This is a genomic window from Paenibacillus sp. FSL M7-0420 (assembly GCF_038002345.1).
In the GTDB taxonomy this organism is placed as follows: Bacteria; Bacillota; Bacilli; order Paenibacillales; family Paenibacillaceae; genus Paenibacillus_AQ.
Genome location: NZ_JBBOCJ010000001.1, coordinates 2,554,874 through 2,569,367, shown reverse-complemented (window position 1 = coordinate 2,569,367; position 14,494 = coordinate 2,554,874). Strand labels below are relative to the sequence as shown.

Annotated in this window: 10 protein-coding genes; 2 read left to right on the top strand and 8 right to left on the bottom strand. The window is 55.3% G+C overall.

Features of this window, described 5'->3' with window-relative positions:
* The first annotated feature begins 41 nt into the window (after positions 1-41).
* Positions 42-833: a helix-turn-helix transcriptional regulator gene (locus MKX51_RS10730; RefSeq protein ID WP_340941755.1), complete on the top strand. Its 792-nt coding sequence runs from the start codon at positions 42-44 to the stop codon at positions 831-833.
* A gap of 597 nt (positions 834-1,430) precedes the next feature.
* Here the strand turns inward: MKX51_RS10730 and MKX51_RS10725 are convergent.
* Complete coding sequence (locus MKX51_RS10725; RefSeq protein ID WP_340992327.1) at positions 1,431-3,413, bottom strand: glycoside hydrolase family 31 protein; 1,983 nt, start codon at positions 3,411-3,413, stop codon at positions 1,431-1,433.
* A gap of 125 nt (positions 3,414-3,538) precedes the next feature.
* On the opposite strand from MKX51_RS10725, the gene MKX51_RS10720 reads away from it, so the two are divergent.
* Positions 3,539-4,429, top strand: a complete 891-nt coding sequence (locus MKX51_RS10720; protein WP_340992326.1) for a helix-turn-helix transcriptional regulator — start codon at positions 3,539-3,541, stop codon at positions 4,427-4,429.
* Here the strand turns inward: MKX51_RS10720 and MKX51_RS10715 are convergent.
* From MKX51_RS10715 to MKX51_RS10685, 7 genes are all read right to left on the bottom strand, one after another.
* Positions 4,426-5,937: a glycoside hydrolase family 43 protein gene (locus MKX51_RS10715; RefSeq protein WP_340992325.1), complete on the bottom strand. Its 1,512-nt coding sequence runs from the start codon at positions 5,935-5,937 to the stop codon at positions 4,426-4,428. The genes MKX51_RS10720 and MKX51_RS10715 overlap by 4 nt on opposite strands.
* Positions 5,938-5,956: 19 nt before the next feature.
* On the bottom strand, positions 5,957-7,390 hold the full coding sequence (locus tag MKX51_RS10710; RefSeq protein WP_340992324.1) for a glycoside hydrolase family 43 protein: 1,434 nt from the start codon (positions 7,388-7,390) through the stop codon (positions 5,957-5,959).
* Positions 7,391-7,434: 44 nt separating this feature from the next.
* Positions 7,435-8,454 (bottom strand): endo-1,4-beta-xylanase, encoded by a 1,020-nt coding sequence (locus MKX51_RS10705; RefSeq protein ID WP_340992323.1) that lies wholly within the window; start codon positions 8,452-8,454, stop codon positions 7,435-7,437.
* A 118-nt stretch (positions 8,455-8,572) separates the two neighbouring features.
* On the bottom strand, positions 8,573-10,093 hold the full coding sequence (locus tag MKX51_RS10700; protein ID WP_340992322.1) for a response regulator: 1,521 nt from the start codon (positions 10,091-10,093) through the stop codon (positions 8,573-8,575).
* Positions 10,086-11,894: a sensor histidine kinase gene (locus MKX51_RS10695; protein ID WP_340941766.1), complete on the bottom strand. Its 1,809-nt coding sequence runs from the start codon at positions 11,892-11,894 to the stop codon at positions 10,086-10,088. Before MKX51_RS10695 ends, MKX51_RS10700 begins: the two co-directional genes overlap by 8 nt.
* A gap of 24 nt (positions 11,895-11,918) precedes the next feature.
* Positions 11,919-13,451, bottom strand: coding sequence for a response regulator transcription factor (locus tag MKX51_RS10690; protein ID WP_340992321.1), 1,533 nt, complete (start codon positions 13,449-13,451; stop codon positions 11,919-11,921).
* 130 nt (positions 13,452-13,581) lie between these two features.
* Positions 13,582-14,493 carry a carbohydrate ABC transporter permease gene (locus MKX51_RS10685; protein WP_036724944.1) on the bottom strand — a complete coding sequence of 304 codons (912 nt, stop codon included), beginning with the start codon at positions 14,491-14,493 and terminating at the stop codon, positions 13,582-13,584.
* Position 14,494: the final 1 nt, after the last annotated feature.

The window sequence follows — 14,494 nt, the reverse complement described above, 5'->3', positions numbered from 1 at the left end:
TACTGACCATTAATTGATCTATCCGCAGAAAGGAGAAGCCCATGCCCACAATTCACTACGTGGAATACGATGCCGCACATCCGGCCAATTTCGTCTACAGTATCCCCGAAGGACTGGACGCCTGGCTTCTTGTCCTGACCCAGACTCCGGCGGTGTTTGAAGTGGGCGGTGAATTGAAGGAGTTTCCCGCTCACTCTGTCGCTTTGTATCCTCCAGGGCACAATATCTATTACCGCGCCTGCTCCCGGAGGTATGTCAACGACTGGGTCCGTTTCGATGCGGATGAATCGTATATCACCGAAAGCGTCCTGCCGCTGGGCAGCCCGTTCTCCCTGCCCGATCCCGGGTATTGCCATCAGCTGTTCCAGCTGCTGACGCTGGAGAACTCGTTCCAGAACGATTACCGAGAGCTGTCCATTGACTACCTGTTCCGTCTCTTGTTCAACAAGCTGTCCGAAGCGTCCCAGGACAAGCTGACACCGCAGTATTATAATCTGCTGGAGCTGCGCAAGACGCTGTACAGCAATCCGGGCCACCCTTGGACTGTATCCTCGATGGCCGGGTATCTGCACATCAGCACCGGCTACCTCCAGACCATCTACAAATCCGCCTTCGGCATCTCCTGCATGGAGGATGTCATTCAATGCCGGATCCGGCTGGCCAAGGAGAAGCTGGGCTTCGGCCAGCACAAAATCGCCGAGATCGCCGCTCTCTGCGGCTACGCCAATGTCGAGCATTTCTGCCGCCAGTTCCGCCAGCTGACCGGCTTCTCCCCCCGCGCCTACCGGGAGCGTCTGGCTTCCAAGCAACCGCTGATTCGGAAGGGGGAATAGCGGGAGTGTAATAGGGTCGGAGTTAGATGAGGCTAAGGTGGGAGTTAGTTAGGAGTATGGCAAAGGGTATGTGGAAATGTGAATACATCGTTGCTCCAACTATGGACACTCTCTCGCCGCCGCCCAATGTAATCGGTTTTTCGATTACATTCCATCCTCGCGCCTCTGCCACGCCCAATGTAATCGGTTTTTCGACTACATTCCATCCTCGCGCCTCTGCCACGCCAAATGTAATCGGTTTTTCGATTACATTCCATCCTCGCGCCTCTGCCACGCCAAATGTAATCGGTTTTTCGACTACATTCCATCCTCGCGCCTCCGCCAAACCAAATGTAATCGGTTTTTCGACTACATTCCATCCTCGCGCCTCCGCCTAGCCAAATGTAATCGGTTTTTCGATTACATTCCATCCTCGCGCCTCCGCCTAGCCAAATGTAATCGGTTTTCCGATTACATTCCGCTCTCACGCCCCACGCCGGCCCAATGTGTTCGGTTTTTAGCATACATTTGGTCCACATAGCAGAGCAGCGACCCTCCACTATCAGGAGAATCGCTGCTCTGTTTAATTTATTCCGTTGTGAGCCTGTGAGGAGTTACTTACTCCTCCGCCCCGCCAAGCACCGGCAGCACGGCACCGTCCCGCACAAACAGCGGAATCTGCGTAAGCGGCGCATCGACCGTAATAGCCTGTCCGCCGGCATAGGCAGTGCCGGTATAGACATGGGTCCACTCTGAGCCGGACGGCAGGTACACGTTGCGAGCCCGTTCACCCTCGCCCAGCACCGGGGCAACCAGCAGATCGGGACCGAACATATACTGGTCCTCGATATCCCAGGCCGCCGGGTCCTGTGGGAAATCATAGAACAATGGACGCATAGGCGGCGTGCCCTTCTCATGTGCCGCCTGCATCAGCCCGCGGATATACGGCTTCAGCCGCTCCCGCATCTGCATGAACTCCTTGAAGATGACATACGCCTCATCCCCGTAGCTCCACACTTCATTATCCGAGCCGCTTCCGCATACGCCCCCGCCCCGCGTTCCGGTGGGCTGAACAAAAGGGGAACGGTCCCCGTGCAGCCTGAACACCGGAGAGAACGCGCCGTACTGGAACCAGCGGACCATCAGCTCCCGGAAGGAAGCGTCTGCCGAATTACCGCCGTGGAAGCCGCCGATATCGGTGGTCCACCATGGAATCCCGGCCACGGCCATATTCAGTCCGGCCCGCACCTGGATGCTGAGCACCTTGAAGCTGGAGTGAATATCTCCGGACCATACGAGCGCCCCGTAGCGCTGGCTGCCCGCCCAGGCGGTACGGACCAGATTGATAATATTCTCCTGGCCTTCAGCCGCCATACCGTCATAGAAGGTCTGGCTGTATTTCATGGGGTAGATATTGCCGATCTGCTTGCTGGAGCCGATATGATAACGATAGATATCATGGTCATAGACCGTCAGCTCCGGCTCCGCCTCATCGAGCCAGAAGACCTTGATTCCTTTATCATAATAATTCTGCTTAATCAGTCCCCACAGGAACTTGCGGGCCTCCGGATTCGTCGCATCGAAGATGGCGTTCTGGCCGAGGAACTGGAATTGCGTCCGCACGCCGCGGTCTGAGCGCAGCAGGTATCCTTTTTCCAGCATCTCCTTATAATTCTCGCTCTCCGTCTGGACAGTCGGCCAGACCGAGACCATCAGCTCAATGCCCAGCTCCTGCAGCTCCTGCACCATCGCCTCAGGATCGGGCCAATATTCCGGGTCAAACCGCCAGTCCCCCTGATTCGTCCAGTGGAAGAAATCAATGACGATGACGTCGATTGGCAGCCCGCGCCGTTTATGCTCCCTCGCCACATCCAGCAATTCCTCCTGCGTACGGTAGCGGAGCTTGCATTGCCAGAACCCCATACCATACTCCGGCATCATCGGCACAGTTCCCGTAGCCTTGGCATAAGCCTCCTCGATCTCGGCAGGCGAGTCACCGGCGGTGATCCAATAATCCAGCTGCTTGGTCGACGGGGCTGTCCATTCGGTCACATTCAGGCTGAAATGCGCCTGTCCGATCGCCGGATTATGCCACAGGAACCCGTAACCAGCGCTGGACAGCACGAACGGAATGCTGATCTGGCTGTTGCGGTGCGTCAGCTCCAGCGAGCAGCCCTTCAGATTCAGAAAAGAATGCTGGTATTGCCCCATGCCGTACAGCTTCTCTTGCGGGTCCGCCTCCAGCCGGAGCTTCACGGAGAAATCACTGCTCCCCGGAACCGCCGCCAGTTCTCTCCCGCCATATTTTAACTGATACGTATCCTCCGTCTCGTTAAGGAGCAGCTTGCCGTGCTGGTTATAGAAGAAGATCTGACCCTTGTCCGTTATTTCCGCCCGGATATTCCCGTTCATAATGCTCGCACGCTCTGGGGTAATCGATATATGACTCAGCGTCTGCACAGCAGGCAGAAGCGCCCACTGCTCATCGGTAATCTCCGCATACGAAGCCCGGATACGCAGCGAATGCTCTCCCCAAGGCTCTATCCAGACTCTCTCATGGTCATATTCTCTGATCAGTCTGCCATTCTCTTCACGAAACATAGCGCGATCCCTCCAACAGTTCTATAATAAGGTTGCAACCACATTATAAATAGTGCAAAGCCGCTATACTATACATAAAAGTACGCATCTATCATACGATATTACGATTGTGTGGAGGGAATAAGATGAGTGAAGCGTTCGAGGACAAGCCTTATCCATGGAAAAAAGAGCACACGGAAATTCCCGAGGGCCTGTTTCCCATCAATGTATTTCATATCTGCTTTCCGGACCGCAGTATTATTCCGCCTCATTGGCATGACCATCTCGAATGGATTCTCGTGACCAAGGGCCGCTTCCGCGTCCAGGTCGGCCCCCACTCCAGAGAGCTGGTGCAGGGCGAGCTTGCCTTCGTCAGCCGTCCGCAGATTCATGCGGCCTACCCGACAGAGGATGGCAGTGAGCTATATGCGGTTGTCTACAACGAAGCGCTGCTGAACGGCATGCGGGACCTGACTGAGCTTCAGCATATCCGGCCGCTGCTCTCCGGTGAGATCCGGCTGCCCTCCTTCTATGGGAGGGATCAGCCGATTACCCGCCAGATCAGAGGATGCGTTGAACAGATTATCTACAGCTACCAGAGCAAGAGCCCCGGGTTCGAATTATGTATCAAAGGCGGCCTGTTCTCTTCCCTGGGTCTAGCTTATCCCCTGGCAGAGTTCACAGTACCGCCTTCCAAAAAAGACCGGCAGGAGACGGGCATCCAGCCCCTGCTGATTCACCTTAGCAACCATTTCCATGAACCGCTGACTGTGGAGGAGGCCGCACGGATCTGCTGTGTGACCCCCAACTACTTTTGTCATCTGTTCAAAAAGAATACCGGCAAGACCTTAATCGAATATGTGAACATGCTGCGGGTGCATGAGGCCAGCCGCCTGCTCCAGCTTCGCCGGTATTCAATTCAGGAGGTTGCCTTCAGAGTCGGGTTCACGGGCCTGACGTATTTTGGAAGAATATTCAAGCAGCATACATCGATGACACCCAGCGAATATGCTTCCCATTTCCAGACCCGGGCTTAATCCTCTCTGTGATAACGGAAATAACCGAAATCGGCATAGCCGCCCGTCTGCCGGGTCGCATAATTGAACAAGCCAATCCGGTAGCCCATGAAATGATCCAGTGTGTATTTCATATGCAGGGTCTGACCAATGGAATGCCACACCTCACCATCCCCTGAATAGAAGAACCTGGCTTCATCCACACCATCCTTGAAGTTGAAATCAATCCTGAGGGAGATGCGCTCCCCTGCGAATGGGATACTCTCCACCACTTCAACGCCATCGTCACCCTGGATACACATCTCCACGGTGAACTGTCCCTGCTCTCCGGCGGCAACCTCAACCGTGCCGTACCCGGACTGGAGAGCAACCATGCCGGCCCGGTCCCCTTCGTTCATGCCGCCCAGATACAGCAGCGTCTCGGCACTGCAAGCCGGACCCTCCGTCCGCTGGGTCAGCGTATTGCGCGCCGTCAGGACACTGTCTGCCGTCCGGCCTGTACGCAGACGCAGACAGCCCGGCCGCTCGTTAACCGACCATAGCCCGTTATCGGGATTATGGTTCCATTGCCACTGAAGCGCCAGCCGGTTCTCCGCATACTCGAACTCATCGCTGATCACAAGCGCCTTCGGCTCCCCGGCGGGAAGCTTCGTCCCGAAGGACACCGGAGCCTTGCCGCCATCCCCGATCACCGGCCAGTCGTTCTCCCAGGTCACAGGGAACACGCAGGGAATACGTCCAACCGCCCCGTGATCCTGGAACAGTACAGCGTACCAGTCTCCTTCCTCTGTATCCACCAGCCCGCCTTGCGCCACCCCGTTATTGCGGTAGCCCAGATCATCATCCAGAACAACCCTGTGCTCATATGGACCCAGCAGCTCCCGGGAGCGGTAGCATAGCTGGCGCCTGCGCTGATTCCCCGCCGACGGCCATTCAATGAAAAAGAGGAAGTAGTAGCCGTCCCGCTTATGGGCGTGACAGCCTTCCATCCGCAGCATGATGTCCTTCCGCTCGCCTTCCAGCAGCAGCTGATCCGTTCCGCCGGGCTTCACAGCCGTCAGATCCGCTGTCAGCTCCCGGACCCGGATATCCCCGTTCCCGTAGATCACGTAATTGCGGCCGTCATCATCCAGCAGCAGCGCCGGGTCATGGTACAGCCCCGGAATAACCGAACGCTCCCATGGCCCATGCTCAATATTCCGGGTCTGGTAGATATAGAACTGATCCATGTCATTGGAGGAGAAGCATACATAGAAGGTCCCGTTCTTGTGACGCAACGATGCCGCCCACGAGCCGCTGGCATAGATGCCTTTGCCGTCCTCCAGCCGGTGGGCCTCGTTGTCCTCGAAGGTGTCATAGACGTAAGCCACTATCTCCCAGTCCTTCAGATTCACCGATTTCATAATCGGGCAGCCCGGCATGGAGTGCATGCTGGTACTGACCATATAGAACACCGGGCCGACCCGGATGACATCCACATCCGGGACATCTGCCCATATCACTGGATTGGTAATTCTGGCTGTATTCAAATTGCCCGCCCCCTTGATGTTAGTTATGCTGTGGTGTGAACTGCCAGGCAGCCAGCTTGAACAAGCCCTTATCGCTCTCTCCTGTGAACACCAGATAGAGGTTGTGAACTCCCTCCGCTCCCTGGACCTCTGTCTTCAATTCCACCCATTCCTGCGAGCCGTCCGCCGCCGGAACCGTCAGTCTGCCGATAACCGGACCCGCTGGCTCATCCAAATGCAGCTCCAGCACGCCGCCCGCTTCCAGGCTCAGGACCGAGACTTGGAACGACTCAGCTCCGCTGCCGAAGTCTACCCCGGATAGTCCGATCCAGCCGCCTTGCTCAATATCCGTAACCGCCTGCACGCCTCCGGCAGTAAGGAATTCCGTCTTCACTCCCGCGCTCCAGCCCATCGTTGCCGCCGGAATCCGTTCATACGGGTTCAACGTTGCAAGCTGCTGCACGCCTTCGTAATCCGCATGAATCTCGGGAATGGACCTGTCCTCATGATGAGTCAGGCGGTTAAGATGGGTGGAGCGGTAGCCGTTCGCAATCCCTTGGGCCTTGGACAAGGTCTGGGCGTGATAAGCAATATACCAGCTGTCATGGAACTGGAAGACCGCATGATGGTTATTCCCGGAGACGCCGAAGAAATGTCCCGGATTCTTCAGAATCGTCCCCTGATAACTCCATGGGCCCATTGGACTGTCACTCGTCATATAAGCGATCTCTCCCGCAGGAGGGCTGCCTTCCGGCCGCTGCCCGTCATAGAAGTTCGAGCAGTAGGTATAATAGTAGACTCCGTTCCACTTATGGATTCCGGCATCCTCGAACATGAACGGGGCCGGAATCACTTTGGCTGTCCCGACCACACTGGTCATGTCCTCACCCAGCGGCATCACCCGTGCTGTGCCCGGCTCGGCGAACTGTCCTTCCGGGACGCCGCCTCCGAAGTAGATATACCCCTTGCCGTCGTCGTCCAACAGCACTGCCGGGTCGAATAGCCAGGTCACATCCTCTACCCCAGGCGTGGAGCGCAGAATCAGTGCCTCCCCGATCGGGTCCACCCATGGACCCACCGGACTGTCACCCGACAGAACGCCGATGCCGCTGGCATTATTGGCGAAGTAGAGGAAGAACTTGTCCTTACCGTTAATTACGGTATGAAGTGCTGCCGGTGCCCAGGACTGGGTTGCCCACTTCGCTGCACCCTCCGGTCCGGCTACGGCTATCGGACCATGATCGGTCCAGTTCACCAGGTCAGCGGACGAGATTACAGTAATCGTATTAATGCTGCTGTAGGAGTTCTCCTTCACCACACCGTTCTCATCATATTCCAGCGCGTCATTGGTCATGTACAGATAGACTCTGTCTCCGAATACCAGGGCATAAGGATCGGCTCCGTACCTGTGTGCCACCAGCGGATTGCCGCTTGGCGGTACCTTGCCGGTAGCCTGCTTCAGTTGAATAGTCATATGATTCCCTCCAGATTTAGTAAGATGTCCAGCTTCAGATAGTATTAGGATTGCGGCGCAGCCAGCTCAGCCAGCCGGGCGAATGAAGCCTTCGGCTGCTTCTGCTCATCGAACAGGAACGGCCAGTTCTTGCGTCCCCGGACGGGGAAGCCGTCCAGCCAGGTATAATCGTCAGCCACGCCCCAGAAGGTTACCGAATCAATAGAGTCCTTGAATTCCAGCAGCAGGGCAAAGATCTCGGCATACCGCTCCTCCTGAAGCTTCAGCATTTCAGCTGTTGGCGCTTTCAAATCCGTGCGCTTGTCGTCATGACGGAACACGGAGAGATCCAGCTCGGTAATGTGGATCTTAAGCCCCAGCGATGCGTAGAGCTTAAGGGCACTACGAATTTCCTCAATGGAAGGGCCGTAGATATTCCAATGTCCCTGCATTCCGATCCCGTGAATCGGCGTATTCTGGTCCAGCAGGCTGCGCACGAGCTTGTAGATTTTTCCGCTTTTGACAGGATCGGTCTCATTATAGTCGTTGTAGAACAGCAGCGCGTCAGGATCTGCCTGATGTGCCATTTCAAAGGCCTGACGGAGATAATCCTCGCCGATGATCTCAAGCCACCGCGTATCCCGCAGGTACTGGTCTGTTTTATCCTCAATCGCTTCATTCACTACATCCCAGGCATAGGCCCGTCCCCGGTAACGGCCCACTACCGTGTTAATGTGGGTTTGCAGGCGGGCAAGCAATTGCTCTCTGCTGCAGGCTCCGCCTTCCGCATCCTTGAACATCCAGTCTCCGGTCTGGTTATGCCACAGAAGCGTATGCCCCCGGACACCGATCCCGTGTGTCTCTGCGAATTCGAAGATACCGTCCGCAGCCTCGAAGGTGAACTCCCCTTCCTGCGGCTGAACCAGAGCCGGCTTCATCTCATTCTCGGCGGTAATGCTGTTGTAATGCTTGGCAATGAAAGGACCCTGGGCAGCTATAATGCCAGTACTGACGGCAGCCCCTATCTTGAAGGCCTCCCGGAACATCTCATGTAATGCAGGAATTTCGCTGCTCGCTTGCTTCATCTTTGCTAACCTCCTGTAGTTGATAACATTTTTGGACAACTCTCTCTATCATAACGCATTTGTATGCGTTTTCCATCACCATAGTAAAGACTTGGACCCTAATAAATAAATGGATACCCTATCCTTGTCCGGACTGGGCCTGTTCCCGGAAGGCCACCGGCTTGAGTGCGGTCCGTTTCTCGAACTCTCTTAAGAAGTGATGATAGTGCACGTAACCGACGCTCTCCACAATGCTTCTGACCGTATCGTGAGTGTCAATCAGCCGCTTCTTGGCTGCTTCGATCCGCAAATTATGAATGTACTCCAGAATGCTGATGCCGTGCTTTTTGATGAAGGCCTGGCCCAGATACACCGGATTGATATAGAAATGCTCTGCAATCTCTTTCACCGTCAGATGCTCCGAATAATGATCCCGCAGGAAGCATTCCACGCGGGTCAGCGGATGCTCGGAGTTACGCTCCTTGTGCTGGCGGATATAGTTCATACTGGTGGAGAGCGCCGTCTCCAGGGTGACCTGCAGAGCTTCCAGGGACCTCGGCTCGGTTCTGAAAAAATCAAGCGTGCCGATCCACTGATCGTCCGCGCCCCCGAATTCTTTCAGCAGCTCCATGCTCCGCAGCATGATATCCATGCCCGTCATCTGGACGACTCCCGGATCTGTCCGGTTCTCCTTGAACCTGCGGAACAATTCGCCCAGCTTCTCCGCAGCCTTATGCTCCTGCAGCCGCTCCACTGCGCTGATGATCTCTTCAATCAGCTCTGCGGAAGGAAGCGTGTAATTCACGTGTCCCTCGGCTTCACTGGCCGAATCCACCGGACCGCACCCGTCCGAATAGAAGTAGTGGCGGGCCGCAGCGTCTGCCGCTTCGCGGTAGGAGACCGGCAGCTCGCGGAGAGACCGCACACTTGGCCCGATGCTGACCGAACCCTTTACTCCGCTATGGGTCAGCCCGGCGTATAGCTGCTCCGCCAGCCCTGCCGCCGCCCCCGAGCTCTCCACGACCAGCCCGGCCTGATCCCCGGGCAGATCAATGAGCAACGCACCGGCCGGTCCGGCCAGCTCCCGGCACAGCTCCGTAATCCGGCTGCTGTTGCCCTCCACATGCACATACGTCCACCCCGAAGCCGCCTCATCCAGGCGGTCCATCTGCTCAGCAGCTTCCTCATCCGGCTCTGCCCAGTGTCCCTCAAGCATGCGCGCAATGGCAAGCGGCAGCAGACGGCTGGACAGCATACTCTGCTGCATGGTCTGCTTAAGGCGCAGCTCCAGCTCATCCGTAATGTCTGTAAGCAGCTTATCCCATTCCGCATCCATAACCGGCTTCAGCAGGTAATGCCTTACCCCGTAACGGATGGCTGTTCTGGCATATTCAAATTCGCCGTAGCCGCTGAGCACGATGAAGACCGGCTGCTCCATATCAAGGCTGCGTACGCGCCGGATCAGCTCAAGCCCGTCAATCTCGGGCATGCGGATATCCGTAATCACAAGATCGGGCGAGCTTCGTATAATGGCAGCCAGCGCTTCCTCCCCGTTCTCACAGGCGCCGCATACCTCGAAGCCCAGCTCCTCCCAGTCGGTCAGTGTCTGCAGCCCCTCTAAGGCAATCGTCTCATCATCTGCAAGCACTACTTTATACATGAGCACCCTCCTCTCCCGGAACCAGACTCAGGTCCCCCGGAATCTGGATGGTGATGACCGTCCGTTCGTATTCGGTGCTCTCAATACTGAACTCGGCTCTGCCGTTATAGTACAGCATGAGGCGTTTATACACATTGCGGAGGCCAACATTCTGTCCTGTATCCTCCTCTGTCTCCAGATGGGACTTGATCCATTCCAGCTTCTCCTTCTCGATTCCTTTGCCGTTATCAGTCACCACAATCAGCAGACCTGTCTCATTGCGCGAAGCGGACACGTGAATTTCCCTGGCCCATTTGACCGATTGCAGGCCATGCTTGCAGGAATTCTCCACCAGAGCCTGTATACTCATCTTGGGAATCCGGCAGTTCAGCACCTCAGGCGCAATATCCAGCACATAAGAGAACCGGTTCTGGAAGCGGAACTTCTCAATCTGCAGATACATCTCGATGAAGGATACCTCCTCCTCCACCGTAATCAGATCATCCTTCCAGCTCAGCAGCCTGCGCATAATCAGGGCCAGATTGCGGATGACATCGGTAACCTGTTCATATTTATACTTCTTACAGATGACCAGGATCGCATTAAGCGTATTAAAAAGGAAATGAGGGTCTACCTGACTCTCCAGATATTTCAGCTCCGCCCGTACCCGCTCCAGCTCCAGATCCTTCTTCTGGATCTCCAGCTTGTAGACATCATTGATCAGATTGCGGATTTTGCCGGTCATCAGATTGAAGCTGCGGATCAGACCGCCGATCTCATCCTTCCCCTCATACATATCAATGCTCTCGAATTGTTCATATTTGACCAGCTTCATATGCTTGTAGAGCAGCCGTACCCGCAGATTGTAGGAGCGTATAATCACGATCATGAGCAGAGTGGGAATGATGATCGTCAGCAGCACCAGAATCAGCGAGTTCCTGAGCGCGCGTTCCATCTCATGGTTGATCTTGCGCCCTTCCGGCGTTCCGACCAGCCGCCAGCCCTTGGTGTAGGCCGCACTGCTCAGCGCCCGGACAATCTGCTTGGGCGGCTGGTCAAGGCTGGTGTCCACATTCAGCAGGGCACTCGCATCCAGCGAGGAGAAGGAACGGTTCGAGTCCAGCACAACCCGGTTCTTCTCGTCCAGCAGCTTGAAATCCAGATAGTCACGCTCCTTCTGGAACAGCTCCTGTACATTGCTCAGCCGCAGATCAATCCTCAGATATTTCGTGTAGGGCTGGCCCGTGAAGTTATCCAGCTTGCGGATCAGGCTGACCAGCACCTCCTGCTGCGGCGGATTCAGCGGGTTGGTTCCCTGATAAGAAGTCAGCAGCACCTTACCTGTACTGCTTGAGATTTTGCGGTACCATTCACTCTGCTTATCCGCGTACGATAGAATGAAGTAGCTGTTGCCATTCTGGATCGTCGGATTAGAGGTGTATATCCCCATCCAGGAAATATAGGAGTGGAGCGTGCTGTACTGCCGCAGCTTATCCTTCAGTGAATCATTATAGGCATCATAATATGCCTCATTATCCGGGTAGGCGTAATCCATCATTTCCATATAGGGCCGGTCCGCAGCCACCGTGTTGCTGATCGCCACGCATTCGTTCACGATCTGCATCAGGTCATAGGCCACCCGGTCTACTGATATCTCCAGATTCTCCCTCTCCCGTGCCTCCACATTACGGCTGATCTGCACATAAAAGAGGGCATTGATGCTAAGTATAGGGACGAGCACACACAGTAAGTAGATAAACAAAAACTTGTATTTAAGCGGAATATCATTGATGAAGGCAGATGGCTTCCGGTTATTCTTCATGCACGCCCCCTCCTTCCTCCTGAATCAACTCTTCTTGTACACGGAAGGTGTAACTCCGTTAAGCGCCTTGAACTTGGCGGCGAACACATCAGCGTCTGAATAGCCCACTCTGCTTGAGATATCGGAAATCCCCATATCGGTCCGGCGCAGCAGCTTCTTGGCTTCTTCAATGCGGAATTCATGAAGATAGTCGTTAAAAGAGCTGCCGTAGTGTTTCTTGAACCGTTGCCCCAGGTAGGCGGAATTCACATGCAGATGCTTCGCAATATCCTGCAGCTTCAGCTTCTCCTGATAATGCCCGCGGACATACTCGATCGCTGCGGCCACGATCTGATCCTCCGCCCTGCCGTCCGCAGCCGCTGCGAACCACTCGGCAGCCTCACACAGCTCCTCCTCGATCTGACGCTCAAGCAGCGGCAGACAATTGGCCGTATGCCGTGACGGGAACCATTTCTGCACCCACTGTGCATAGTCTCCCCCTCTGGCGGTAATTTCACGTAGCAGCTCTGCTTTGATATTGGCCAGAAAAGCATCGATCCAGGAGCTCGAAGCCACCTCCGCCGAGAAAATCTTGAACACCTCGCCAAGCTGCGCAGTAAGATGTTCAGCCTTCCCTTCGGTGACAGATTGCAGCAGCGAACGTCTCAGCTCTGCCGGAAGCATGGCCATCTGCGTCTTATCCTGCTTCTCGAAGAAGCCGGCGGCCTCGCCGCCCGTGGTATCGTGCCTGCACAGCTCAGCAGCCAGCGCCTCACGGTATGCCGTATTCAGAGCCTCCTTGCCCTGATGCTGGAGACTTGCCGCGAAAAAGACCGGCGTGGTGTACAGCGGCCGCATCTCCTCCATCCACCGGGTAAGCAGTGTCCGGTCAAGCCCCGGCCCTTCCTGGGGTGACACCAGCAGATACCCGTGCTTCCCGCTGCCTGCGGTGAACGGATAGACTGAAATGCCGCGCAGCGGCTCCTTGCCGCTCATGGCGGCGACCTGCTTACGCATTTGCAGGCTGTCCGGCGCGGCTCCATGGACCAGGACACAGCATAGCCGGAAGGCAGGGCCGATCCCCAGCATATTCAGGCCCTTCTCCTGCTCCTCCTGCGAATTCTCCCGCATCAGGAGCCGGGATACCGTATCCTCCTGCATCAGAGCCGAGAGCGCGTCACGCCGCGAGGAGGCCTTGTGTTCTTTAAGAATCTGTTCGGTTACTGTATGGAGCGCCTCCGTCAGCTCCTTTTCATCCAGAGGCTTGGTCAAATAGTTGGAGACTCCGTATTTCAGAGCCCGCTTGGCATACTCAAAGTCAGCATAGCCGCTAAAAATAATAAACTTCGGACGGCAATCGCCTTCAGAGGCTCTTCGAATGAGCTCAAGGCCGTCAATGACCGGCATGCGCACATCGGTGATGACCAGATCAGGACGGGTGTTGTGAATCAGCTGCAGCGCATCCTCCCCGTCCAGCGCCTCGCCGCATACTTCATAGTTGAGTGCCTTCCAGTCGACCAGAAAGCGCAGCCCCTCCAGCATAATCGGCTCATCGTCGGCAAACAGTACCTTAAGCATGGAATCACCATCTTTATATAAGTAGTTGGAGCCCGGCAGGACTCCCCGTGATGGAACAGGAGAAACCGCTTCGGCTGTACCCGAAACGGTTATAGTATACATATTTTCCTTATATAATACGTAGTGACAATTACTCTTTTACGCTACCCAGGTTCAATCCTACCACGAAATACTTCTGCAAGAAAGGGTAGACGAACAGAATCGGAACTGCTGTAACGATCGTAATGGCTGAACGCATGGAGGCTGGCGTAACCAGCGACTGGACCTGATTGTTCTGGCCTCCCGCCAGCATCGACGGATCATTGTTCGCACTCATAATGGAGCCGAGCATCTTCATCATTTCGTATTGCAGCGTGCTGAGCTTGATATCCGAGGAGGCATACAGGAATGTGTCAAACCAGGAATTCCATGAGCCTACCGCAATGAACAGTGCGACAGTTGCCAGTACAGGCGTACAGAGCGGGAAGATGATTTTCCAGAAAATCCTGAATTCTCCCGCCCCGTCAATCTTCGCCGATTCGGTAAGGCTGAACGGAAGCCCGCGGATATACGTCCGCATGATAATCAGGTTGAACGCACTCACCAGACTCGGCAGGATATAGACCATGAAGTTATGCAGCAGGCCCATATTCTTGATCAGGAAGTAGTTCGGAATCAGCCCGGCGTTGAAGTACATGGTCAGGATGAACAGCAGGCCGATCTTTTTGCGGAAAATATATTGCGGCTGCGCCAGTGCATAAGCGAGCATTGTTGTAAGGAATACACCGAGCACCGTTGAGATAATCGTACGGGAGACCGAGATAAATGCGGCATGATAGATCGTTCCTGATATAAAGACCGCCCGGTAATTCTCCAGCGTCCATACACGGGGCCAGAGGTAGATTCCCCCGGTAAGCGTGTCACTGCCGTCATTGAAAGATACCGCCAGCGTCTGGAGGAACGGATAGAGCGTGACAGTAACCACAAAGAGCATAAATATCGTGTTGAATGTATGAAATACAACCGGCTCAATCCGGCTTGAACCTTTGGTCCCGGCTTTCATA